The following is a 24,997-nucleotide window of genomic DNA, read 5'->3' on the forward strand; positions in this document are numbered from 1 at the left end:
CGTAGCGGCATAATTCATGCCGAAAGCCAGGGTTCGTAGGGCTGCGGCGACTGAGCAGCCCTACGTCGGGCGTGGTGCATGAGTTGCATAAATAATCTTTCTGCAATCACGGCCGAAACCTTTCACAGATATTACATACCCATACCATAATCATCTCCATCGCTATCCCATGTTTTAGCCGAACTTTCTGACCCCCCGTACTCAATAGCACAGAAGGCGTTAATCTAATCTGGCACAGTCCTTGCTTAATTTCTGCAACGATGGTTTCAATTTTTGTTTTTAAAGAATCTTTCGTTTCAATTACACTAACCGGGGGCAGAGACGATGTTGATCAATAAACTGGGCATCAAAAAAGGGTTACTGGCGGTGATGGGTGCGGCAATGTTACTGGTTCAGGCCGGTAGCGCGATGGCCGATCAGTTGCAGGATATCGAGAAGCGCGGCGTGCTGCGTGTCGCGGTCCCACAGGATTTCCCGCCGTTTGGATCGGTGGGGACGGATCTGCAACCGCAGGGGTATGACATCGATATCGCCCACTACCTGGCGAAAGAGATGAAACTAAAGTTGCAGTTGGTTCCGGTAACCAGTGCTAACCGCGTACCGTATCTGCAAACCAACAAAGTTGACCTGGTGATCTCCAGTCTGGGCAAAAATGCCGAGCGTGAAAAAGTGATCGATTTCAGCCGCGCCTATGCGCCGTTTTTCCTCGGCGTATTTGGGCCGAAAGACAGCACGCTGACATCGTCAGACGCGCTGGAAGGCAAGAGCATCGGCGTCACGCGCGGTGCAGTAGAAGACATGGTGCTGACGGATATCGCGCCGAAGGCCGCACAGATTAAGCGCTACGAAGATAACAACACCACGCTGTCGGCGTACCTGTCCGGGCAGGTGGAATATGTTGCAACGGGTAACCTGGTAGTAGCCGCTATCGCCGAGCAGAACCCGACGAAAGCACCAGTAGCGAAGTTTATGCTGAAAGATTCACCGTGCTACATCGGGCTGAAAAAAGATGAGCCTGCGCTGAAAGCGAAAGTCGACGCGTTGATTGAGCAGGCGCTGAAAGACAATACGCTCAATACCCTGTCGGAAAAATGGCTGAAAGCGCCGCTGCCGGCCAGCATCAAAGCTTAACGGGAGCACGCCATGACCTATCAGCTTAATTTTTCCGCGCTATTTCCGTTCTGGCCTGAGCTGCTGGAGGGGTTGTGGGTCACCATTGAGCTGACGGTCATGGCAACCCTCGGCGGCATTGCTATCGGCATCTTCGGTGCAGCCTTGCGCAGCGGCAAGCCCACCCTGCTGAGTCGGCTATGGGGTGTCTACGTCGAGCTGATCCGCAATACGCCGTTTGTGGTTCAGCTGTTCTTCATCGTTTTCGGCTTGCCGAGTCTGGGCTTGAAGCTCACCGCCGGACAGGCCGCGTTGTTGGCGATGCTGATTAATCTGGGAGCGTACAGCACCGAGATTATCCGCGCGGGGATTCAGGTGACGCCGAAAGGCCAGTGGGAAGCAGCCCGTGTGCTGGGGCTGACGCGGATGCAGACCTTCCTGCGAGTGATTCTGCCGCCCGCGCTCCAGCGGATTTATCCGGCGCTGGTTAGCCAATGCATCATCGTCATGCTGGGATCGTCAGTGGTGTCGCAGGTGTCTTACGAAGAACTGACTTTTGCTGCCAACCTGATTCAGTCCCGTACGTTCTTGAGCTTTGAAGTGTATCTGGCAACCACACTGTGTTACCTGATGCTGTCTGTTCTGATGCGACAACTCTTACTGCTGGCGGGTCGGCGCTTTCTGGGGAATCAGTCATGATGACATTTACCGACTGGGATATTGTTCGCAACCTGCTGCTGGCGGCACGTTGGACGCTACTGCTGTCGCTGACGGCTTTCATCGGCGGCGCGATAGTGACCTTTCCGCTGATGCTGCTGCGGCTAACTAAACGCAAATGGCCGACGCGCCTTGTCCACCTGTATTCCGAACTGTTTCAGGGGACGCCGCTGCTGATGCAGTTGTTTCTCGCCTTTTTCGGGCTGGCGCTGTTCGGCATTGATGTGAGCCCGTGGACGGCCGCGGCACTGGCGCTGACGCTCTTTACCAGCGCCTTTCTGGTGGATATCTGGTGCGGCAGCGTGGAAGCCTTGCCGAAAGGGCAGTGGGAAGCGTCGCGCTGTCTCGGACTGGATTTCGGCCAGACGCTCTATCGGGTGATTGCACCACAGGCGATGCGTATCGCCATCGCGCCTACCGTGGGGTTTTCCGTGCAGGTGATTAAAGGTACCGCGCTGGCGTCGATCATCGGATTTATCGAGCTGACCAAGGCGGGAACCATGTTGAATAACGTGACCTATCAGCCGTTTAAAGTGTTCGGATTGGTGGCGCTGGGCTATTTCCTGATGTGCTATCCGCTCTCTTACTACAGCCGCTATCTGGAGAAGAAATTCAATGCCGCTCATCACCATTAATCAGGTTCAAAAATATTACGGCCAGAACCACGTCCTGAAAGGTGTGGATCTGGATATCGAAATGGGTGAGGTCATTTCGATCATCGGGCGCAGCGGCTCCGGTAAGAGCACGCTCTTGCGCTGCATAAACGGTCTGGAAGGCTATCAGGACGGCAGCATCAAGCTGGGCGGGATGACTGTCACCGATAGGGATTCGCAGGCGCGGGAAATCAGCCGCTCGGTCGGGATGGTGTTCCAGAACTTCAATCTGTTCCCGCACATGACGGCGCTGGAAAACGTGATGCTGGCACCGCGCCGCGTGCTGGGAAAAAGCGCAGCGGAGTGCCGTGAGCTGGGTGAACAGATGCTCAATAAGGTCGGGCTGGGCGAGCGTCTTCACTACTATCCCGCCAATCTGTCGGGTGGTCAGCAGCAGCGCGTCGCGATTGCCCGCGCGCTGGCGATGACCCCAAAAGTCCTGCTGTGCGATGAAATTACCTCGGCGCTCGATCCTGAATTAGTCGGCGAAGTGTTGAAGGTGCTGGAACAGCTGGCCGCAGAAGGTATGACGCTGATTCTGGTGACGCATGAAATGAATTTTGCCCGTGAAGTGGGCGACCGCGTGGTGTTTATGCATCAGGGCACGGTCTGGGAGCAGGGCGACAGCAAAACGCTGTTCGCTAACCCGCAAACCCGCGAACTGAAACAGTTCATCGCCTCGGTCCGGGGACTATCGGAAGCGTAAGACTTCCCTCTTTTGAGCTAATCACGCACGGAAACGCGCATCAAATCATTCGATTAGCAGATCGGTAACGTAAAGAATCTGGAGCAGATAACCATGAACAGCGAACTGTACGCGCAAATCAATCCCCCTCATCGCTTGCTGATGGGGCCGGGGCCGATCAATGCCGATCCGCGCGTATTACGGGCAATGGCCAGTCAGTTGGTGGGGCAATATGATCCCGCGATGACGAACTACATGAATCAGGTCATGGCGCTCTATCGTCAGCTTTTCCGCACGGAAAACCGCTGGACGATGCTGGTAGACGGCACCTCGCGGGCGGGGATCGAAGCGATTCTGCTGTCGGCGATCCGCCCCGGCGATAAGGTGCTGGTGCCGGTGTTTGGTCGTTTTGGTCATCTGCTGTGCGAGATTGCCCGCCGCTGCCGTGCTGACGTTCATACCATCGAAGTGCCGTGGGGCGAGGTGTTCTCGCCAGACCAGATCGAAGATGCGATCAAAACGGTACGCCCGCGTTTACTGCTGACGGTGCAGGGCGATACATCGACCACCATGCTGCAACCGCTGGAGGAGCTGGGTGAGATTTGCCGCCGTCACGGCGTGCTGTTCTATACCGATGCTACCGCCTCTTTTGGCGGCAACCCGCTGGAAACGGATAAATGGGGACTGGATGCGGTTTCCGCAGGGTTGCAGAAATGCCTCGGCGGGCCGTCCGGCAGTTCACCGATCACGCTCAGTTCGCAGATGGAAGCGGTGATCCGCCGGCGTAAATGCGTTGAACAGGGGATCCGAACGGACGCCCATCAGGACGGCGACGACGAGATGATCTACTCCAACTATTTCGATCTGGGCATGGTGATGGATTACTGGGGGCCGGAGCGCCTGAACCACCACACCGAGGCGACGAGCATGCTGTTCGCTGCACGCGAGTGTGCCCGAACGATCCTCGAAGAAGGGCTGGATCGCAGTATTGCTCGCCATGCGCTGCACGGTAGTGCACTGGTGGCGGGGATTCAGGGAATGGGATTGGACACCTTTGGCTCGCTGACCCACAAAATGAATAACGTGCTGGGCGTGGTGATTCCTGACGGCGTTCACGGCGAGCAGGTGCGTAAGCTGCTGCTGGAAGATTTTGCCATTGAGATCGGCACCTCGTTTGGCCCGCTTCAGGGCAAGATCTGGCGCATCGGGACGATGGGCTACAACGCGCGTAAAGACTGCGTGATGCAAACGCTGACGGCGCTGGAGGCGGTGTTGAATCGCCTGGGCTTCCGCACCGTACAGGGCGAGGCTTTGCAGGCCGCCTGGAATTGCTACGCGGCGGATGAGGGACGTGCATGAGTGAAATGTTGATGTTGCCCGCTGCCGCACAGGTTGCCGCTGAGCAGATTATGTCGCGCTGCGATGCGCTGGCGGAAATGAGCGAAACGCCCGGCCATCTGACCCGCGTTTATCTGTCGCTGGAACACCTGCGTGCCAATGCGCAGGTGGGGGAATGGATGCGCGAAGCGGGCATGAACGTCTGGCAGGATAGCGTTGGCAACATTTGTGGCCGCTATGAAGGATTAACACCGGATGCGCCAGCGCTGCTGCTCGGTTCGCATCTGGATACTGTACGCAATGCCGGACGGTATGACGGCATGCTGGGCGTATTGACGGCGATTGAAGTCGTGCGTGCCTTCCATCAGCAGGGGACGCGTTTGCCCGTGGCGCTGGAAATCATCGGTTTCGGCGATGAGGAAGGTACGCGTTTTGGTATTACGCTGCTGGGCAGCCGAGGGTTAACGGGCACCTGGCCGGAGAACTGGCTGGATTGTCAGGATGCCGAGGGCACCAGCGTGGCGCAGGCGTTGACCATTGCGGGGCTGGATCCGCTTGAGGTGGCACTGGCGGCGCGTCCGGTCAGCGACATCACCGCCTATCTGGAATTGCACATCGAACAAGGGCCGTGTCTGGAACAGCAGGATCTGGCGCTGGGCGTGGTCACCGCGATCAACGGTGCACGGCGGCTCAATTGTACATTCCTCGGACTGGCAGGGCATGCAGGCACGGTGCCGATGACGCAGCGGCAGGATGCGCTGGCGGCGGCGGCTGACTGGATGGCGCAGGCTGAGCGGGTAACGCGAGAAAGCGATCCTCATCTGGTCGCTACATTTGGTACGTTACAGTGTTTACCGGGCGCGGCGAATGTCATTCCCGGCGAGGTGAAGATGACGCTGGATATTCGCGGTCCGGAGGATGCGCCGCTGGATACGTTGCTACAAAAACTCCTGACGCTGGGGCAGGCTATCGCGCACCAGCGCGGCTGTCAGTTCAGCGCTGAAGAGTATTATCGTATTGCGGCAACCCGCTGCGATCCCGCGTTGCAGTCGGTATTAAATGAGGCGGTGACGCAGGTTCAGGGGAAAACGCTGATGCTGCCCAGCGGTGCGGGGCACGACGCCATCGCCATTGCTGAACGCTGGCCAGTAGCGATGTTGTTTGTCCGCTGCCGCGGCGGCATCAGCCACCATCCCGATGAATCTGTTACCACGGCAGATGTAGCGCTGGCATTAGCGGCACTTTATCGCGCGGTACATAAAGTGGCGTGATGCATATATAACGATGAGTATTTTATTTTTCTGATTTAACCCTCATTCTGAAATCGCTCAGGCAGCCTGTAGCCTGAGCGGTATTATCCTTTCTTTATCCTTCCCCGCTTATTGCTCTCGTTCTCATATAACAATCCTAATGTTTAATTGCATAACAGTATTTTGATTTTTATATCGTAGATATGTTTTATCGCTATATGACATGTTTATTTGTTATTTTCGGATTTAAGGGGGAATGTGTTGTTTTTTATGGGTAATTTACTGTTATAGGAGAAGTGAAAAGGACTGTATCTATATATGGTGAATTATGCCTGCTTTACTTCATTCGTATTATTCCAATAAATACTAGCGAGTGAGATAGCATAATGAGTGATAAAAAACTGTCGGATAATGAGCGTCTTAAAACACAAAGTAATTATCTTCGCGGTACGATTCAAGATGATTTGGCCGACCCGTTAACGGGGGGATTTGTTGCGGATAACTTCCAGTTAATTCGTTTTCATGGGATGTATCAGCAGGACGATCGGGATATCAGGCAAGAGCGTATTGCTCAGAAATTAGAGCCGCTGCATACCGTTATGCTGCGCGTCCGTTTGCCGGGGGGGATCATTACGCCACACCAGTGGCTAGGTATTGATGCCTTTGCGCGCGAGCACACGCTCTATGGCAGCATTCGCATTACTAATCGACAGACGGTGCAACTGCATGGTGTGTTGAAAGATGACATCAAGCCCGTGCATAAACTGCTTAATCATCTCGGGCTGGATTCGCGCGCTACCGCGGGGGATGTTAACCGCAATGTGTTGTGTACGGCTAACCCAGTTGAATCCGTTTTGCATCGTCAATCGTGGGAATGGGCAAAGAAGATTTCTGAGCACCTTTTACCGCGTACAAACGCTTATGCGGAAGTGTGGCTAGATAAAGAGAAAATTATTCAGGCCGATGACGAACCGATTCTGGGAAACAGTTATCTACCGAGAAAATTCAAAACGGCGGTGGTGATTCCGCCACAAAATGATGTGGATATTCACGCCAACGATCTGAGTTTTGTCGCCATTGGTGATGACGATCAACTGCTGGGCTTCAATGTATTGGTGGGCGGTGGCTTGGCGATGACGCAGGGAGATGCCAGCACATATCCCCGTCTGGCGACGGAGTTTGGCTTCATCCCACTGGCAGATACGCTTGCCATTGCTGAAGCGGTAGTCTCGACCCAGCGCGATTGGGGCAACCGTGAGAATCGCCGTAACGCGAAGACAAAATATACGCTTGAACGTGTCGGGATCGATGTCTTTAAAGCCGAGGTCGAACGACGCAGCGGAGTGACGTTTTCTCCACTGAAACCCTACGCCTTTTCTGAGCGCGGCGATCGCATTGGTTGGGTCGAAGGGATTGATGGCAAACACCACCTGACCCTGTTTATTCCCAGCGGGCGTCTGCTGGATAAACCGGGCTTACCGAATAAAAGTGGTATTGCGGCGATTGCCAGCGTGCATAAAGGCGATTTTCGCCTGACGGCGAATCAGAACATCATCATTGCAGGGGTGGAAAGCGAAGACAAACCGCAGATAGATGCGCTAGCTAGACAGTATGGGTTGTTGGGTTCATCGCTTTCGTCACAGCGTAAAGATTCCATGGCGTGTGTCTCGTTTCCCACTTGTCCGCTGGCGATGGCCGAGGCAGAGCGAATCCTGCCGGATGTGGTTTCGGAGATAGAACATCTGTTGCATAAACATGGCGTGGGTGATGAGTCGTTCGTTTTTCGTATTACCGGATGCCCAAATGGCTGTGGACGGGCCATGTTAGCGGAGGTGGGGCTGATTGGGCGAGCCGTGGGGCGCTATAGCCTTTACATTGGCGGCAACCGTGAAGGGACGCGTATTCCTCGCTTGTATAAAGATAATATCGACGTGCCGACATTACTGACTGAAATCGAACGGCTGATTGCCCTGTGGGCGAAAGAGAGAAAGGCGGGCGAAGGCTTTGGTGATTTTGTTATCAGGGCGAAAATTGTTATGCCTGTGCTCAATGCGCCCGTGGATTTTCATACAGCGGTGTAGCTGAAAAGTTGCCCGATCTCATCTTGTATGATGAGGTCGGGACGAGAAAAGCTCGGTATTTATAGCGTAAAGCGATCGGCATCGCGCCAGGCGGGGAAGGATTCCCGGTAGCTTTGCAGCGCTTCCAGCGACAGTTCGGCGTCCAGACGGGCAGGCTGATTGGGCGCGGCAGAGGCCAGAATTTCCCCTTGAGCATTAATAATCAGGCTATCGCCACGGTAGCTGTGGCCGTTGCCGTCGGTGCCAACGCGGTTACAGCCTGCAACGTAGGCTTGGTTCTCAATGGCACGCGCTGCTAGCAGCGTCTGCCAGTGTGCCGCACGAGGCGCAGGCCAGTTGGCGACATACAGTGCCAGATCGTAATCCTGTCTATTGCGCGACCATACGGGGAAACGCAGGTCGTAACAGATCATCGGGCAGATGCGCCAGCCGCGCCATTCAATGGTGACTCGCTCTGTTCCTGCCTGATAGTGGTGATGTTCATCCGCCATGCGAAACAGGTGACGTTTATCGTAGTGATACACCTTGCCGTGCGGATCGACCAGTAGGAACCGGTTCACCGCGCCTTTTGGCGTGTTCACTGCGACGCTGCCACCGATCAGCGCATTGGTCTTCCGCGCCCACTGGTGCAGCCACGCTTCTACGACTGATTGATCCAGACTGCCTTTGGCGGCTTCCATCGCAAAGCCGGTGGTGAACATCTCCGGCAGCACAATCACATCACGCCCGCTCATCTCCGCTAATAAGGTATCGAAGTGGCGCAGGTTGGCTTCGCCATCGCGCCAGACCAGAGGCTGTTGCAGTAATGAAATCTTTAAAGTCGACATAAACGCTCCGCAGCGGCATCCAACGTCGCTTCCTGTTTAGCAAAGCATAGTCGAATCAGCGTATGTGGGAACGGATCGGCGCAAAAGACGGACAGCGGAATGGCCGCGACGCCAACGTGCTCGGTCAGCCAGCGGCAGAAACTGACATCGTCCAGGTCGGAAATCGCCCGATAGTCCGCCAGCAGGAAGTAGGTGCCTTCGCAGGGGAGAATGTCAAAACGGCTGCCCGCCAGCGCCTTGATGAAACGATCGCGCTTGGTACGGTAAAAATCAGGTAGTTCGCGCCAGTGTTGCGGCTGTTCGCGCAGCATATCGGCGATGGCGAACTGCGCAGGCGTGTTCACGGAGAACGTCAGATACTGGTGAACCTTACGGACTTCCGCACTCAATGCAGCTGGCGCGACGCAGTAGCCGACTTTCCAACCGGTCATGTGGAACGTTTTGCCAAACGATGAAACGGCGATAGCGCGTTGACGCAGCGACGGGTGTGCCAGCACGCTAGCGTGTCCTTCACTGTCGAAGCAGATGTGTTCGTAGACTTCATCGCTCAGTACGAAGATGTCGCGTGTGGCAATTGCCTGCCACAGTTGCTCAAAATCGGCCTTCTGCCAGACGGTAGCGGACGGGTTGTGCGGTGTATTCAGGATGACCAAACGAGTACGATCGCTCAGCAAACTGGCAAAATGCGACCAGTCCACGCGAAATGCAGGCGGCTGCAAGGCGATGCGTTTGAGTACGCCGCCAGCCAGTGTGACAGCGGGCGCATAGCTGTCATAGCTGGGATCGAAACAAATCACTTCGTCGCCGGGGCGCACTAGTGCCGCAATGGCGGCAAACAGCGCTTCTGTCGCGCCCGCCGTGACGGTGACTTCGCTATCGGCATCCGGTCGCCAGCCGTACAGCTCTGCGGTTTTTTCAGCAATCACCTGACGCAGCGGCGCAACACCGGTCATTGGCGCATATTGGTTTGCGCCCTGACTGACATGATACGCCAGCCGCTGTTGTAAATAATCCGGGCCGTCAAAATCAGGGAAACCTTGTGATAGATTGATGGCCTGATGCTGTTGGGCCAGTGCACTCATCTGGGTAAAGATGGTGGTGCCCAGCGAAGGCAGTTTACTGTCGGGGATCAGAGCGGCGCTCATAGCGGGGTGGAACTCCTGCAAGCCTGTATTGCTTGGTAATATAACATGCTGTTAGTATTTGGCAATCAAGACGCTTGGACGTTTAAACGGCTAAATGCCTTTGCGTGCTAAGACATAATGAAAAAATCTAAACCTGCAACTGCATGCTTTGAAACAGAGAGACCAAAAACGGGAAGCCTCATGACTGAAAATCAACAATTGACGGCGCTGCTTGCGGCCTGCCACTGGATAGGTGAGAAGGGCTGGTGTCCGGCGACGGGCGGCAATATGTCCGTGCGCCTTGATGAAGCGCAGTGCCTGATTACCGAATCGGGTAAAGATAAAGGCAGTCTTCAGGCAGAGGATTTCCTGCTGGTAGAGATTGCCACTAACCATGTGCCGAGCGGGCGTACGCCGTCGGCGGAAACGGGGCTGCATACGCTGCTGTATCGCCGTGAGCCGACTATCGGCGCGGTGCTGCACACGCACTCGGTGAACGCGACGGTGCTGTCTCGGGTAGAGAAGGGCGCTGAACTGGTGCTGCACGGTTACGAAATGCAAAAGTCGTTGGCCGGGCAGAGTACTCATTTGGATCGCGTGGCGATCCCCATTTTCGATAACGATCAGGATATTCCGGCGCTGGCGCAGCGGGTGACCGAGTACGCCAGCCACACATCGCTACGCTATGGCTTTCTGGTGCGCGGCCACGGCCTTTACTGCTGGGGCGCGACGGTGAAAGAAGCACGTCGGCATCTGGAAGGACTAGAGTTCCTGTTCCAATGTGAATTGCAGCGTCGACTGCTGGAGGCGAAAGCATGATTAACGCGATCGTGACCGACATTGAAGGCACCACCAGCGACATCCGTTTTGTTCACACCGTGTTGTTCCCTTATGCCCGTGAACGACTGGCCGACACGGTGCGGCAGCAGGGTAGCGATCCTGAGATCGCGCAGGCGCTGGATGCGTTGCGTCAGGAACTGGGTCAGCCCGATGCGGATAATGATGCACTGATTACCGCGCTGAATCAGTTTATGGATGAAGATCGTAAATCCACCGCGCTGAAACAGCTGCAAGGCATTATCTGGCGTGCGGGCTACCGTAACGGCGATTTTCAGGGGCATCTGTACCCCGAAGTGGCCGCGCAACTCGCCGCATGGCAGCAGCAGGGCCTGCGCCTGTATGTGTATTCATCAGGGTCGGTAGAAGCGCAGCAGTTGCTGTTCGGCTACAGCAATGCGGGTGACCTGCGTCCGCTGTTCAGCGACTATTTTGATACTCGCGTCGGTGCGAAGCGGGAGACCGATTCTTATCGCACGATTGCGCAAGCCATCGGGCTACCTGCTGCGCAACTGTTATTTCTGTCGGACATTCGTCAGGAGCTGGATGCCGCGCAGGAGGCCGGCTGGCACACCTGTCAGCTTATCCGTGATGATGCGGATAGCGTAAGCCGTCACCGTCAGGTGGCACGTTTTGACCAGATCGACTTACCGGAGTACGCCCAATGAGTGGATTAACCATTTTTAGCGACAGCGATGCAAGCCAGCCGATTTGGCAAAGTCAGGATGCCGAGGCGATTCAGAAGCAGCTGAATGAGATCGGTGTACGTTTTGAACGCTGGGAAGCCAGCCAGAAGCTGAGCGACGCGCCGTCGTCTGAAGAAGTGCTGGCGGCCTACCAGCATGAAATCGATAAGCTGGTAGAAGAAAAAGGCTATCAGAGCTGGGACGTTATCAGCATGCGTTCTGATAATCCGCAGCGCGCGGAGTTACGCACCAAATTTTTATCCGAGCATGTCCACCATGAAGACGAAGTGCGCTTTTTCGTGGAAGGCGCGGGGCTGTTCTGCCTGCACCTGAACGGCAAGATTTACCAGATTCTGTGTGAGAAGAACGATCTGCTATCCGTACCCGCAGGCACGGCGCACTGGTTTGATATGGGACCGGAGCCGCACTTCACCGCCATCCGCCTGTTTGATAATCCGGAAGGGTGGATAGCGCATTTCACCGGCGATAAGATCGCGGATGCGTATCCGAAGTTGGAGCGATAGCTTGTAGGGTTTTATGCCCTTATTCCACGGACGAAAATGGTTTATCAATAGTCTAAGAACAGGGTAGATGCTCTGTTCTTAGATGATGATTGAGTCTTTTAGTTAGTTATCTAATTTATTCTTAATGATATTATTTTAATATTAATCAATGGACTTGCTTCGTTTTAGTCCTTTTTTTGTGCTATTGGCTCTGCGAACATCTTGTTATTCTTTACGCGTATTTTTTTAAAAGGAATAGCGTCAAGGATGCCACATGGAACGTTTTCATCACTCTTCACACCGTTTCAACCCCGCGACCTTCTTGTTTCCCACGACGTGAACATACCGAATCGCTGCTCGATTTAAATGCTCTGCGCTTTTCACCTGCGTGGCGTTTTTGCTCATATGGCGTTTAGCCAGAATGGCGTGCATGCGGTAGCCGTGGCGGCAGAGCAACAATAACAATAAGGAGAAAGCCGATGGCAAACAGTACAGGATTACAGTTCACCGTAAAGGTCGGTGCCCTGGAAGCAGGCACTTTCGCGGTGGTGGATTTCAGGCTGGATGAAGGGCTGAACCGGCCTTTCAGTCTGTCGCTGAGTCTGGCGAGCGCGTTGCCGGATGTCGATTTCGGCGCGGTGCTGGACCAGCCGTGCGAGCTGATGATTTGGTATGAAGGCGAACTGAAACGTCGGGTCAGCGGGATTATCAGCGGCTTCACGCAGGGCGACACCGGATTCCGGCGCACACGCTATCAGGCGGAAGTTCGTCCAGCACTGTGGCGGCTAGGGTTGCGTACCAACGCCCGCATCTTTCAGGCCCAAAAGCCGGAGGCGATTATCGGTGCACTGCTGGAAGAAGCGGGCATTACCGACTACGCCTTTGCACTGCGTAACGAGCACGCAGTGCGCGAATATTGCGTGCAGTATCGGGAAAGCGATTTAGCCTTTATCACCCGTCTGGCTGCCGAGGAGGGAATGTACTTCTTCCACGAATACGAAGAGGGCAAACACCGAGTGGTGTTTGCCGACGATGCGGGTGCACTGACCAAAGGCCCTGAGCTGTTCTTCAATCTGGCGACACATGGGCTGAGTGAAGGCGAATATGTCCGGCGCTTCCACTACGCGGAGCGGGTAAGCACATCGGATGTCGAGCTGAAAGACTACAGCTTCAAAACACCGGCTTACGGGCTGTCGCACAAGAAGATAAGCGGCGAACTAGAACACCAGCGCGAAAGCTATCAGCATTACGACTATCCGGGCCGCTATAAGCAAGACCCGAGCGGCAAGGCGTTCAGCGGCTACCGGCTGGATGCGCTGCGCTCAGGGGCGGTGACGAGCGAAGGGGAATCCAACTGCGCGGGGCTGATGCCGGGCAACACGTTTACGCTGACGGAACACCCGAATGCGGCGCTGAACGCAGTGTGGCAGACAGTGAGCGTCACGCACGTCGGGCAACAGCCGCAGGCGCTGGAAGAGGAAAGCGGCGGCGAACCGACGACCATGAGCAACAGTTTTACTGTGGTGAAAGGCACGACGACGTGGCGTGCCGCCATGCCCTACAAACCGAGGGTGGACGGCCCGCAAATCGCCACCGTCGTCGGTCCAACGGGGGAAGAGATCTACTGCGACCAGTATGGTCGGGTAAAACTGCAATTCCCGTGGGACCGCTACGGGGCGAGTAACGACCAGAGTTCCTGCTGGGTGCGCGTCAGTCAGGGCTGGGCGGGCGGCCAGTACGGAATGATTGCCATCCCGCGCATCGGGCATGAAGTGATTGTTAGCTTCCTTGAAGGCGACCCCGACCAGCCGATTGTGACTGGGCGAACCTTTCATGCGACTAATCCGTCCCCCTATCCGCTGCCTGCTAACAAGACGCGTACCGTACTGCGTACGAAGACGCATCAAGGTGAAGGATTTAACGAGCTGCGCTTTGAGGATCAGGCCGGTCAGGAAGAGATTTATATTCACGGGCAGAAAGATCTCAAGGCGCTCGTTGAGAATGACGTGGTCTGGCATATCAAACATGATGCCCACACGGAGATTGATAATGAGCGAGTCACCCGCGTTAAAGCCAACGATCACCTGACGGTGGAGAACGAGAAACGTGACCACGTGAAAGGAGGCCTCTCGCTGACCGTTGATGCGTCGATGCATCAGAAACTGGGGCAAGCGTTACTGATTGAGGCGGGTGAGGAAGTGCATGTAAAAGCGGGGGCTAAGGTGGTTCTTGAAGCGGGCGCGGAGCTGACGCTGAAAGTCGGGGGAAGCTTCGTGAAGATCGATCCCAGTGGCGTGACGCTGGTCGGCCCCGGCATCAAGATGAATTCAGGTGGCAGCCCGGGTTGTGGCTCTGGTTGGGCAGGTCAACTGCCCTCATTACCGGGAACGGTTGAGGTGATTGCGCTGCCCCAACTGCCCAAAATACCGCCTCTTGAAAAACCGGTCTGTATTCCCTGTCTACTGCGTGCCATGGCGCAGGGCGATGCATTGATACAGGGAGAATAAGATGCTACCTGAAACTATCTGGCACCGGGGTGCCTGTATCGCCCTGCTGGAAGGGGCGAACCTCACCGCTGAACAGCGCGAACAGTTGAGCAAAAATCCGTTTTTACCGCTCTATTTTCATGATGACTTGTTTGAATTGATCAATCTGGGCCCCTGGCTTTGGCATTGTTCACCAGAGGATGAAAGATTACTGGCGACGCTTGTTCAGCAGGGGCACGTGGTTGGCCTGTTGGAGAGCGACCAATCCCTTAGCGCTTTGCAAAAGCAACTGGCTTTGGGGGTGAGGGTGATTGAACCCGCAGGGCAATTTAGCCAACTGCTGCGGTTCTACACGCCGCACGCGTTGCCTCTGCTTGTTGAACAACACGACGCCCCGTGGCTCGGTGGGCTGTTTGGCGGGATCGATCGCTGGTGGTTACGAGAATGCGACGGCAGTTGGCGCGAACTGAGTCTATCGATTCCTCCCACTGAACCTGTTCTGGTGAGATTGACGTCTGAGTTATATCAAGCGTTGCAAGGTTTGCCTGACGAGCATCGTCTGCTCACTCTGTGGCAAGAGGGAGATAGCATCAGACATTTCCCGTCCTGTGAAAGGATGAGCATGGTTCGTAAGGCATTGGCGAAAGCCGAGCAGGCTGGTGCGACAGAGTCTCAAAGACGGTTGTGGGCATTCGCCTATCTGGAAGGTGGTCAGCAAGCGTTGGAAGAACAAAAGGGACGAACATGAGCGCAGCAAGCGGTTTGACGAGGGCGATTTCAGGGTTGATAACGGCAATATGGCAGATATTGCCGCGATGGGGGCGGTGGCTGGCGAGCATTCTTCTGGTGCTCTGGCTAGGCTGGACGTTCCTGATACAGGATCGGCATGGCGGGGCGTCATTGGTTGTGATGTCAGTAATGGATCGACCCATTAGCTATGCCTATGTCAACGGCAATATGGGGGGAAACACAGATGCATTTGACGGACGGAATGCGGGAGGGAAAACCGCAGGCCCCTATCGGATAACTGGGGATACGGTCAAAATTGATTGGGAGTTGGATATGACCGAGGAACAGGAAAAAGCAGGGTTTCAATTCGAAAAACATACGACCACTTTGCCGATGCCAAAGCGTGAGAAGGGACAAGATGATTTCTGCGTACTGTTCTTGCCAGATAACAAGCCGATGATACGTTGGACCTATCGCTGTCACCTTGATATGCAGGATGTAATAGACACTTATCGGACGAGGAAATTGTGATGGTGGATTGGGATGATATGGAATGTCGCGTTGCGCGTGAGGAAAGCCGTTATCAGGCAGGTATAGGCACTTGTTCACTGGCGTTACAGGTAGGTTTCTTCTTTGATGGTCTGAAGCGAAATATCAATGTGGATGAAGATAGCCAGCGTCTGACTAATGTAGGGCGCTTGTTTCGTGCTCATCCAGAAAGAAGAACGTCGGAGATTGGTTCGTCATATGTTTATTCTGCGGTCTACGTTCCAGGATTAGGCACCCCACTTGATGATACAGCCACTGAGCGCTTACATAGCATTATGGATGCCAGACAGAAGGCACTGCCCGAGGATTATACCGATGCGCTGGTTGAACAGGGGAAAGAAACGGCGGTAGATACCGTTAAAGGTGTTTTTAAAGGCGACTGGAGTCAGGTGCTCTCCAATAAGCTGGACGACCTTCGGACCATGAAGAGTGGCCTCGACGCAGCAGCGTCCGCTGCCAAAACGGCGGCAACCCGCGCCCTGCTCGAAGCTGCCGAACCTATTCGTGATAATCCGATCGTGGCTGAGTTGCTCATGACCGGCGTCGATGCGCGGGTGGATTCAGCAAAGAACCAATTCAAGCTAAACGTGGCTGATGTAAAAAAAATTAATCAACTGCCCATCAAATTGATCCAGATTTCGGTGTTCGGTGCCGATCTGGGAGCCGCGTTGGCCCGGCGTTTTATCGACGAGTTATTGGAGTCGGTCTGCACCAAAGTAGGGAACGAGTATCGCTACGAAGACAGTAAAGTCGAGGTCATTTTTGCTGGCCTGTTCGACTGCACGCGCCGCAGCTCGCTGGACATGGGGGATACCGTGGCAACCGTCTCTGATGGGGCCGGACTGGTTGCCCGGCACCCTGTTGTTGGCATGATCACCACGGCTTTTGGCGCGAAAGTGATTGCGTTTGATAAACCCCTTCATCCCGCGGTAAAAAGTGCCTTGCACCTGATAGCGGCACATGAACGACGAGAATCCCGTCCTCTGTTACCTCTGGGGCCGCTCAAATCAGGCTGGCGTGAAGTGCTCTGCCCCGGCATCAGTGAAGATGTGACGGGAGGACTGCTCCCCAACGAGCAGCGCACCAGCGCCGAGCTGTGTCGGGTGCCGCTGCGACAGATGTTCGAAACGGCGCGCAGGGCGCAGGTGCCTTTTCCTAATTTCCGAACTTTACAGAAGACATCACGTAGAGTCTCCAGCTACTTCATCATGCAGGATAGTCGGCTGGGCTACTCCGCGAAGGCATACAGTGAGTTCTACAGCAAATGGGTGGGGAAAACGTCCCCCACCCCGGAAGCGTTCGAACTGCACATGATCCACTATTGCGTCTGGCTAGGGGAAAAACTGCATGATTACAAGATACTTTTCAAAAACGCGACAGGAAGCGAACGGGATAAACTCAACGAGCAGTGGGGCTGGCTGAAGCAGGTCGAGTACGATGCAGATAATGTTCGGAGAAGCCGGGGGCTACGCCGGCAGATGTACCAAGGGGCCGATTTGGTGAAGTTCTTTAATGAAACTAAACGAGTGCCGCATGAGGCAGATATTTTCTTCAATTATTTTATGCACGACTTCGCATCAGAGGAACTCCGGTTCGCTACGTTGAACGATCAGGCGGGTACGATGTTGAGGAACAATAACTTCTTCGTCCCACGCGGAATCGAGGTATTAACTGCTGATGACGAGGCCACAGCATGAGCGCGGCAAGCGGTTTGGCGAGAGCAATCTCGGGGCTGATCACGGCGATATGGCAGATCTTGCCGCGCTGGGGGCGGTGGACGGCAAGCATTCTGCTGGTGCTCTGGCTGGTCTGGACGTTCCTGATTCAGGAACGGCATGGCGGGGCGTCAATCGTTGTCCATTCGGTGATCGATCGTCCCATTAGTTACGTTTATGTCAACGGTAATATGGGTAGCAATACCTTTGCGTTTGATGGATTTCATGCCGGGGGAGGAGGAAGTGCTGGCCCCTATCGGATAGACGGAGATACGGTCAAAATAGATTGGCTACTAAGCGCCACTCTAAAGCAACAAGAAGAACAGGGATTTCAGCCTGAGAAACATACTATCACCTTACCTATGCCTAAACGAGAGAAAGGTCAGAATGGTTTCTGTGTGCTGATGTTACCTGATAATAAACCGATGGTAAGGTGGGCTGAAAGCTGTGCCGTTGAAATGGATAGTATCGTCGATACCTATAGAACAAGGAGATAAATAAAGTGGATTGGGATGATATGGAATGTCGTGTTGCGCGTGAAGAGAGTCGTCATCAGGCAGGGATAGGTACTTGCTCACTAGCGTTACAGATAGGCTTCTTCTTTGATGGTCTGAAACGAAATATCAATGTGGATGAAGAGAGCCAGCGTCTGACTAATGTAGGGCGCTTGTTTCGATCTCATCCTTTAGAGATTAAAGCCAGCCTCACATCCTCGTACGCTTACGCTAAAGTTTATATTCCTGGTTTAGGTACAACCCTTGACGATACGCCGTCCGAAAGGCTGGACAGCATTATGGACGCCAGACAGAAGGCGCTGCCAGAGGATTATGCCGATGCGCTGGTTGAACAGGGTAAAGAAGCGGCGGTAGATACGGTCAAGGGGGCTTTCAAAGGCGACTGGAGTCAGGTGCTCTCCAATAAACTGGACGACCTGCGCACCATGAAGAGTGGCCTCGACGCCGCCACGTCCGCTGCCAAAACGGCGGCGACCCGTGCTCTGCTCGAAGCTGCTGAACCTATCCGAGATAACCCGATAGTGGCTGAGTTGATGATGACCGGCGTCGATGCGCGGGTGGATTCAGCAAAGAACCAATTCACGTTGAACGTGGCGGATGTAAAAAAAATTAATCAACTGCCCATCAAGCTAATCCAAGTTTCCGTTTTTGGTGCCGATCTGGGAGCGGCGTTAGCCCGACGCTTTATCGACGAGTTAATGGAGTCGGTCTGCACCAAAGTAGGGAACGAATACCGTTATGAGGACAGTAAAGTTGAGGTCATTTTTGCTGGCCTGTTCGACTGCACGCGCCGCAGCTCGTTGGACATGGGGGATACGGTGGCAACCGTCTCTGACGGGGCGGGACTGGTTGCTCGGCACCCTATTGTTGGGCTTATCACCACGGCTTTTGGCGCGAAAGTGATTGCGTTCGATAAACCCCTTCATCCGGCGGTAAAAAATGCCTTGCACCTGATAGCGGCACATGAACGACGAGAATCCCGTCCTCTGTTGCCGTTGGGGCCGCTCAAATCAGGCTGGCGTGAAGTGCTTTGCCCCGGCATCAGTGAAGACGTGACGGGCGGGTTGCTACCCAACGAACAGCGCCCCAGCGCCGAGCTGTGTCGGGTGCCGTTGCGACAGATGTTCGAAACGGCGCGCAGGGCGCAGGTGCCTTTTCCCAACTTTAAAACGCTTAATCAGAAAGACCCCTACGTGGCAAGCTACTTCATCATGCAGGACAGCCGGCTGGGCTACTCGGCGAAGGCATACAGTGAATTCTACAGCAAATGGGTGGGGCAAATGAACCCGACCCCGGAAGCGTTCGAACTGCACATGATCCACTATTGTGTTTGGCTGGGGGAAAAACTGCATGATTACAAGATACTTTTCAAAAACGCGACAGGAAGTGAACGGGATAAACTCAACACGCAGTGGGGCTGGCTGAAGCAGGTCGAGTACGATGCGGATAATGTGCGAAGAAGCCGGGGGCTGCGCCGGCAGATGTATCAGGGAGCCAATTTGGTGAAATTTTTTGATGAAACTAAGCGGGTGCCGCATGCGGCGGATATTTTCTTCAATTATTTTATGCACGACTTCGCATCAGAGGAACTCAAGTTCGCTACGCTGAACGATCAGGCGGGTACGATGTTGAGGAACAATAATTTCTTCGTCCCACGCGGAATCGAGGTATTAACTGCTGATGACAAGGCCACAGTATGAGTGCGGCAACTGGTTTGACGAGAGCAATCTCGGGGCTGATCACGGCGATATGGCAGATCTTGCCGCGCTGGGGGCGGTGGGTGGCAAGCATTCTGCTGGTGCTTTGGCTGGTCTGGACGTTCCTGATTCAGGAACGGCATGGCGGAGCGTCAATCGTTGTCCATTCGGTGATCGACCGCCCCATTAGCTATGTGTATGTCAATGGCAATATGGGAGGGAATACCGACGCATTTGATGGGCTTAATACGGGAGGCAGTTCTGCGGGACCTTATCGGATAGAGGGAGATACAGTTAAGATAAAATGGGAACTGGCGATGACCCGCCGACAATATGACGAATTGGGCTATCGCCCTGAGATTCATACAGTTATTTTACCAATGCCTAAGAGAGAAAAAGGACAAGATAATTTCTATGTGCTGTTTCTGCCGGATAACCAGGTGATGGTGCGCTGGGTTGGGTGGGGTATTCCTGGTATGAAAGATGTGATTGATACTTATCGAACAAGGAAGTAAAGATGGTTGACTGGGATGATCTTGAATGTCGCGTTGCGCGTGAAGAAAGCCGTCATCAGGCAGGAATAGGCACTTGCTCACTGGCGTTACAGATAGGCTTCTTCTTTGATGGTCTGAAGCGAAATATTAATGTGGATGAAGACAGCCAGCGTCTGACTAACATAGGCCGTTTGTTTCGTGCCCACTCTCTAAAAATAAAAGCAGACCTTACTTCTTCATACACGTATGCCAAAGTTTATATTCCTGGTTTAGCTACCCCCCTTGACGATACGCCATCCGAGAGACTGGACAGCATTCTGGACGCCAGACAGAAAGCGCTGCCTGAGGACTATGCCGATGCACTGGTTGAACAGGGGAAAGAAACGGCGGTCGATACTGTCAAGGGTGTTTTCAAGGGGGACTGGAGTCAGGTTCTCTCCAATAAGCTAGATGACCTGCGGACCATGAAGAGCGGCCTCGATGCCGTAGCGTCCACTGCCAAAAAGGCGGTGACCCGCGCGCTGCTCGAAGCCGCCGAGCCGATTCGAGATAACCCGATCGTGGCGGAGTTGATGATGACTGGGGTTGATGCTCGGGTAGATTTGGCTAAAAACAAGTTCAAAGAAAGCATTGCACTGAGTAAAAAGGAGAACCAACTGCCCATCAAACTAATCCAGATCTCGGTGTTTGGTGCCGATCTGGGGGCGGCGTTAGCACGGCGCTTTATCGACGAATTGCTGGAAACACTCTGTACCAAAGTGGGAAACGAATACCGCTACGAAGACAGCAAGGTTGAGGTCATCTTTGCTGGCCTGTTCGACTGCACACGCCGCAGCTCGCTGGACATGGGGGATACCGTGGCAACCGTCTCTGACGGGGCAGGGCTCGTTGCCCGGCACCCTGTTGTTGGCATGATCACCACGGCTTTTGGTGCGAAAGTGATTGCATTCGATAAACCGCTTCATCCCGCAGTCAAAAGCGCCTTACACCTGATAGCGGCCCATGAACGACGAGAATACCGTCCTCTGTTGCCTTTGGGGCCGCTCCGGTCCGGCTGGCGTGAGGTGCTATGCCCCGGCATCAGTGAAGACGTGACGGGAGGACTGTTACCCAACGAACAGCGCCCCAGTGCCGAGCTGTGCCGGGTGCCGTTGCGACAAATGCTTGAAACCGCGCGTAGGGCGCAGGTGCCTTTTCCCAATTTTCTCACTCTTGATGCTAAAAACCCACGAGTAGCCCAATATTTCATCATGCAGGATAGCCGGCTGGGCTACTCGGCGAAGGCATACAGTGAGTTCTACAGCAAATGGGTGGGGCAAATGAACCCGACCCCGGAAGCGTTCGAACTGCACATGATCCACTACTGCGTTTGGCTGGGGGAAAAATTGCATGATTACAAACTACTCCGCCAAAACGTGAGTGGAAGTGAGCGGGATAAACTCAACGCGCAGTGGGGCTGGTTGATACAGGTCGGGCGCGATGCGGAGAACGTGTTGAGAAGCCGGGGGCTGCGCCGGCAGATGTATCAGGGAGCCAATTTGGTGAAGTTTTTTGATGAAACTAAGCGGGTGCCGCATGCGGCGGATATTTTCTTCAATTATTTTATGCACGACTTCGCATCAGAGGAACTCCGGTTCGCTACGCTGAACGATCAGGCGGGTACGATGTTGAGGAACAATAACTTCTTCGTCCCACGCGGAATCGAGGTATTAACTGCTGATGACGAGGCCGCAGCATGATCGTTGCAGCAAGCCTGACTATTCAACTAAAAGGACTAAAAAATGGGTAACGCCGTTAAAGTAGGCGATAGCGACACCGGGCAGGGGAGCCATCCACCTACGCCTGTCGCTTCAGGATCATCAACGGTTAAGGTTGACGGCCTACCGTTGGCCCGACAAGGCGATCCGCTGGCTTCTCACGGCCATGACCGGAGCATTAGCAGCGGTTCATCCAGCGTACTCGTTGATGGTAAACCCGCGGCGCGAACGGGTGATGCAGTGAGCTGCGGTGGCGTGTTGATTGGTGGAGGAACGGTCACCATTGGGTGATGGCTTCGCCGCGTCCGTGCGGCGTATCCTGAGGCTCTTGGAAATTTTTGGGTTTGTTATAAATTCAACGCCTTCTGGAATATCCCGTCTTTCACTTCCTGTGGCGTGACCACGCCGGTGTCGAGTACCCAGCCGCTGATTAAGGCGGCGGGGGTGACGTCGAATGCTGGGTTGTAGACGGCGGCGTTCTGCGGTGCCCACTGGCAGTGGCCGAAGCTGCCGGAAACGCCGGTGACTTCGGCGGCGGCACGCTGTTCGATAGGGATGGCTCGACCGTCTGGGCACACGGGATCGTGCGTGGTGTGCGGTGCCGCGACGTAAAACGGAATCTGGTGATAGTGCGCCAGTACCGCGAGGCTGTAAGTGCCGATCTTATTGGCAACGTCGCCATTAGCCGCAATGCGGTCTGCACCGACCCAAATTGCATCGACCTGACCCTGCGCCATCAGGCTGGCGGCCATCGAATCACAAATCAGTTGATAAGGGATGCTCAGCTCGCCCAGCTCCCAGGCCGTGAGGCGTCCGCCCTGCAATAGCGGTCGAGTTTCATCGACCCACACCTGCGCGACTTTCCCCTGCTGATGTGCGCGCAGCAGCACGCCGATAGCGGTGCCGATGCCTGCCGTTGCCAGCCCGCCGGTGTTGCAGTGGGTCAGTAAGCGGCTGTTGGGTTTTACCAGCGCAGCGCCGCGATCGGCAATGCGCTCACACAGAGCGCGATCTTCTTCTACCAGGCGCAGGGCTTCCTGCACCAGTGCATCGACAAACTGCGGCTGTGCCAACGCCAGCTTCATGCGATCCAGATTGTTCATCAGGTTCACCGCGGTAGGACGCGATGCCCGCAGCGTCTCCAGCGCCTGCGCCAGTTCGGCTTGTGATAACCCTTTCTCGGCCAGCAGCGCGAGTAGCAGGCTGGCGGACAGGCCAATCAGTGGTGCGCCACGTACTCGCAGCGTCTGAATATGCTCAACCAGTGACGCGACATCCGGACACGGGCTCCAGCGTTTTTCTTGCGGTAGCGCCTGTTGATCGAGGATCCACAGTTGGTTATCAACGATTTTCAGGCTGGTTGTGTTAAGTGTCTGCATAGGTCGTTAAATCCATGTTGCATCGATATTCTTATTCTGCCAAGATGCCTGATAGATGTATAGACGTCCGAACGTTTTTATGTCCATATATTTATTTCAAAAATAGTTTTAATTTAAGAACAGTTTTGATTTCAGAATAGCGAGGAGTTGGAATGTCACTTTACCGCACTTTTACGGCGGATGACGCTGTTGAATATGCCCGCCAGTACGGTGGTGTCAGTCAGCCGCAAACGCTGGTAGCCGCAGAAGAGATCGGCGATGGCAATCTGAATCTGGTGTTTAAAATTAAAGACGAAGCGGGCGTCAGTCGGGTAATCGTTAAACAGGCGCTGCCCTACGTGCGCTGTGTCGGGGAATCCTGGCCGCTGACGCTTGACCGCGCCCGCATTGAAGCCGAAACGTTGCTGACGCATGCGCGTTTTTGTCCGCAGCATACCGTGACCGTGTTATATCACGATCCCGAACTGGCGGTGATGGTGCAGGAAGATCTCTCCGATCATCGTATCTGGCGTAGCGAGTTGGTTAACGGCGCGGATTATCCTCAGGCGGCGGCACAGCTGGGGGAATATCTGGCGCAGACGTTATTCCATACCTCTGATTTCTATCAGCACCCGCATGAGAAGAAAGCGGCGGTAAGCCAGTTCACTAACCCTGAACTGTGTCAGATTACCGAAGATCTTTTCTTTACCGACCCCTATATCGATCACGAAAGAAACCAATTTGATGCTGCGCTGACGCCGGATGTACACGCATTGCGTGAGGACCGAGCGTTGAAGCTGGCGGTTGCTGGGCTGAAACACCGCTTCCTGAGCAAAGCCGAGGCGCTGCTGCACGGTGACATTCACAGTGGATCGATCTTTGTGGCAGAAGGGCGCTTAAAGGCGATTGATGCTGAATTCGGTTTCTACGGGCCGATCGGCTTTGATGCTGGCACCGCAATCGGCAATCTGCTGCTGAATTATTGCGGTCTACCGGGGCTACTCGCACCGCGCGAGGCGGCGGCTGGACGCGAACGACGTTTGGAAGATATTCGTACGCTGTGGCAGACCTTTTCCGCCCGTTTTCTGGCATTGAGCGAAAGCGAAAGCCGCGATCCTGCGCTGGCGGAATCGGGTTATGCCACGCTGTTTTTACAACAGGTGTGGCTGGATGCCGTTGGCTACTGCGGCACCGAATTGATTCGCCGCACGATTGGGCTGGCGCACGTCGCCGATCTGGACAGTATTCAGGAGACGGAAGCGCGTTTAGCGTGCCAGCGACATGCTATTGCGCTGGGCAGAACGTTAGTGCTGGCGGCTCCGCATATTGCTGATGTGGGTGCGCTGCTGGCGCGTGTGCGACAGAGCGGCGCCTGACTCGTTGATAACCGCTCCCGTCAATGAACCTGATGGGAGCGGCAAACCGATTATTTCTTCCCTTTATTCATCATGGCCTGCAAATTCGCGAAAGGATTATGGGTGGCAACACCGACATCCTTCTGTGCATCTTCGCCTGCAACGACGGTCGAACCGTACATATCCGCATCGGTATATTTCGAATGCTCATGGTCGTGGCAGTAGAGGCACAGCATTTCCCAATTACTGCCATCTTCTGGGTTATTGCTGTGATCGTGATCGATGTGGTGAACGGTTAATTCACGCAGGTTGGAATAGACGAATTCGCGTGAACAGCGACCACATACCCACGGGAAAAGTTTGAGCGCTTTTTCGCGGTAGCCGCTTTCAAGTCTGGCATAGTTCTTGGGGATGTAAGCCATGTGTCAGGTTTCATTCAGAAGAAAAGATGGCGTAGATTTTACAACTGATGTGCCTTTAAAGGAAAGAACAGGCATCAATATTGATAGTGAACAAAGGCCGTTGAGCGGT

The 24,997-nt window shown here is 54.6% G+C and carries 24 protein-coding genes; 20 read left to right on the plus strand and 4 right to left on the minus strand.

Features of this window, described 5'->3' with window-relative positions; all coding sequences use genetic code 11:
• The first annotated feature begins 324 nt into the window (after positions 1-324).
• The 7 genes from JFY74_05655 to cysI all read left to right on the plus strand — a co-directional run bounded on the left by JFY74_05655 (position 325) and on the right by cysI (position 7,834).
• Positions 325-1,131, plus strand: a complete 807-nt coding sequence (locus tag JFY74_05655; GenBank protein QQG29531.1) for a transporter substrate-binding domain-containing protein — start codon at positions 325-327, stop codon at positions 1,129-1,131.
• 12 nt (positions 1,132-1,143) lie between these two features.
• Positions 1,144-1,809: an amino acid ABC transporter permease gene (locus tag JFY74_05660; GenBank protein QQG29532.1), complete on the plus strand. Its 666-nt coding sequence runs from the start codon at positions 1,144-1,146 to the stop codon at positions 1,807-1,809.
• On the plus strand, positions 1,809-2,462 hold the full coding sequence (locus JFY74_05665) for an amino acid ABC transporter permease (protein ID QQG30459.1): 654 nt from the start codon (positions 1,809-1,811) through the stop codon (positions 2,460-2,462). Before JFY74_05660 ends, JFY74_05665 begins: the two co-directional genes overlap by 1 nt.
• Positions 2,443-3,186: an amino acid ABC transporter ATP-binding protein gene (locus JFY74_05670; GenBank protein QQG29533.1), complete on the plus strand. Its 744-nt coding sequence runs from the start codon at positions 2,443-2,445 to the stop codon at positions 3,184-3,186. The genes JFY74_05665 and JFY74_05670 overlap by 20 nt, the downstream gene beginning before the upstream one ends.
• 93 nt (positions 3,187-3,279) lie before the next feature.
• Positions 3,280-4,524: an alanine--glyoxylate aminotransferase family protein gene (locus JFY74_05675; protein QQG29534.1), complete on the plus strand. Its 1,245-nt coding sequence runs from the start codon at positions 3,280-3,282 to the stop codon at positions 4,522-4,524.
• Positions 4,521-5,774 carry an allantoate amidohydrolase gene (gene hpxK / locus JFY74_05680; protein ID QQG29535.1) on the plus strand — a complete coding sequence of 418 codons (1,254 nt, stop codon included), beginning with the start codon at positions 4,521-4,523 and terminating at the stop codon, positions 5,772-5,774. Before JFY74_05675 ends, hpxK begins: the two co-directional genes overlap by 4 nt.
• Before the next feature lie 365 nt (positions 5,775-6,139).
• Complete coding sequence (gene cysI / locus JFY74_05685) at positions 6,140-7,834, plus strand: assimilatory sulfite reductase (NADPH) hemoprotein subunit (protein ID QQG29536.1); 1,695 nt, start codon at positions 6,140-6,142, stop codon at positions 7,832-7,834.
• Positions 7,835-7,893: 59 nt separating this feature from the next.
• Here cysI and JFY74_05690 read toward each other — a convergent pair whose 3' ends face one another.
• Complete coding sequence (locus tag JFY74_05690) at positions 7,894-8,661, minus strand: amidohydrolase (GenBank protein ID QQG29537.1); 768 nt, start codon at positions 8,659-8,661, stop codon at positions 7,894-7,896.
• Positions 8,649-9,806, minus strand: a complete 1,158-nt coding sequence (locus JFY74_05695) for a pyridoxal phosphate-dependent aminotransferase (protein QQG29538.1) — start codon at positions 9,804-9,806, stop codon at positions 8,649-8,651. The genes JFY74_05690 and JFY74_05695 overlap by 13 nt, the downstream gene beginning before the upstream one ends.
• Before the next feature lie 180 nt (positions 9,807-9,986).
• On the opposite strand from JFY74_05695, the gene JFY74_05700 reads away from it, so the two are divergent.
• The 12 genes from JFY74_05700 to JFY74_05755 all read left to right on the plus strand — a co-directional run bounded on the left by JFY74_05700 (position 9,987) and on the right by JFY74_05755 (position 22,044).
• Positions 9,987-10,604: a methylthioribulose 1-phosphate dehydratase gene (locus tag JFY74_05700; protein ID QQG29539.1), complete on the plus strand. Its 618-nt coding sequence runs from the start codon at positions 9,987-9,989 to the stop codon at positions 10,602-10,604.
• A complete protein-coding gene (mtnC, locus tag JFY74_05705) occupies positions 10,601-11,290 on the plus strand; it encodes an acireductone synthase (protein QQG29540.1) in 690 nt (229 codons plus the stop codon). Before JFY74_05700 ends, mtnC begins: the two co-directional genes overlap by 4 nt.
• Positions 11,287-11,832, plus strand: coding sequence for an acireductone dioxygenase (locus JFY74_05710; GenBank protein QQG29541.1), 546 nt, complete (start codon positions 11,287-11,289; stop codon positions 11,830-11,832). Before mtnC ends, JFY74_05710 begins: the two co-directional genes overlap by 4 nt.
• 458 nt (positions 11,833-12,290) lie before the next feature.
• On the plus strand, positions 12,291-14,318 hold the full coding sequence (locus JFY74_05715) for a type VI secretion system tip protein VgrG (GenBank protein ID QQG29542.1): 2,028 nt from the start codon (positions 12,291-12,293) through the stop codon (positions 14,316-14,318).
• Position 14,319: 1 nt separating this feature from the next.
• A complete protein-coding gene (locus JFY74_05720; GenBank protein QQG29543.1) occupies positions 14,320-15,045 on the plus strand; it encodes a DUF4123 domain-containing protein in 726 nt (241 codons plus the stop codon).
• A complete protein-coding gene (locus tag JFY74_05725) occupies positions 15,042-15,557 on the plus strand; it encodes a hypothetical protein (GenBank protein QQG29544.1) in 516 nt (171 codons plus the stop codon). Before JFY74_05720 ends, JFY74_05725 begins: the two co-directional genes overlap by 4 nt.
• Positions 15,557-17,272 carry a DUF2235 domain-containing protein gene (locus tag JFY74_05730; GenBank protein ID QQG29545.1) on the plus strand — a complete coding sequence of 572 codons (1,716 nt, stop codon included), beginning with the start codon at positions 15,557-15,559 and terminating at the stop codon, positions 17,270-17,272. The genes JFY74_05725 and JFY74_05730 overlap by 1 nt, the downstream gene beginning before the upstream one ends.
• A complete protein-coding gene (locus tag JFY74_05735; GenBank protein QQG29546.1) occupies positions 17,269-17,787 on the plus strand; it encodes a hypothetical protein in 519 nt (172 codons plus the stop codon). Before JFY74_05730 ends, JFY74_05735 begins: the two co-directional genes overlap by 4 nt.
• 20 nt (positions 17,788-17,807) lie before the next feature.
• The gene (locus JFY74_05740; protein QQG30460.1) at positions 17,808-19,505 is read left to right on the plus strand and encodes a DUF2235 domain-containing protein; all 1,698 of its coding nucleotides are present in this window, start codon (positions 17,808-17,810) and stop codon (positions 19,503-19,505) included.
• Positions 19,502-20,017 (plus strand): hypothetical protein, encoded by a 516-nt coding sequence (locus JFY74_05745; protein QQG29547.1) that lies wholly within the window; start codon positions 19,502-19,504, stop codon positions 20,015-20,017. Before JFY74_05740 ends, JFY74_05745 begins: the two co-directional genes overlap by 4 nt.
• 2 nt (positions 20,018-20,019) lie before the next feature.
• Positions 20,020-21,735 carry a DUF2235 domain-containing protein gene (locus JFY74_05750; protein ID QQG29548.1) on the plus strand — a complete coding sequence of 572 codons (1,716 nt, stop codon included), beginning with the start codon at positions 20,020-20,022 and terminating at the stop codon, positions 21,733-21,735.
• Between the two features lie 42 nt (positions 21,736-21,777).
• A complete protein-coding gene (locus JFY74_05755) occupies positions 21,778-22,044 on the plus strand; it encodes a type VI secretion system PAAR protein (GenBank protein QQG29549.1) in 267 nt (88 codons plus the stop codon).
• Positions 22,045-22,100: 56 nt separating this feature from the next.
• On the opposite strand, the gene mtnA is transcribed toward JFY74_05755, so the two are convergent.
• The gene (gene mtnA / locus JFY74_05760; protein ID QQG29550.1) at positions 22,101-23,132 is read right to left on the minus strand and encodes an S-methyl-5-thioribose-1-phosphate isomerase; all 1,032 of its coding nucleotides are present in this window, start codon (positions 23,130-23,132) and stop codon (positions 22,101-22,103) included.
• A 152-nt stretch (positions 23,133-23,284) separates the two neighbouring features.
• On the opposite strand from mtnA, the gene JFY74_05765 reads away from it, so the two are divergent.
• Positions 23,285-24,487 (plus strand): S-methyl-5-thioribose kinase, encoded by a 1,203-nt coding sequence (locus tag JFY74_05765; GenBank protein ID QQG29551.1) that lies wholly within the window; start codon positions 23,285-23,287, stop codon positions 24,485-24,487.
• A 50-nt stretch (positions 24,488-24,537) separates the two neighbouring features.
• On the opposite strand, the gene JFY74_05770 is transcribed toward JFY74_05765, so the two are convergent.
• Entirely contained in the window at positions 24,538-24,888 is a 351-nt protein-coding gene (locus JFY74_05770) for an HNH nuclease family protein (GenBank protein ID QQG29552.1), read from the minus strand.
• Positions 24,889-24,997 lie beyond the last annotated feature (109 nt).

Source organism: Pectobacterium carotovorum, from assembly GCA_016415585.1.
GTDB lineage: Bacteria > Pseudomonadota > Gammaproteobacteria > Enterobacterales > Enterobacteriaceae > Pectobacterium > Pectobacterium carotovorum_K.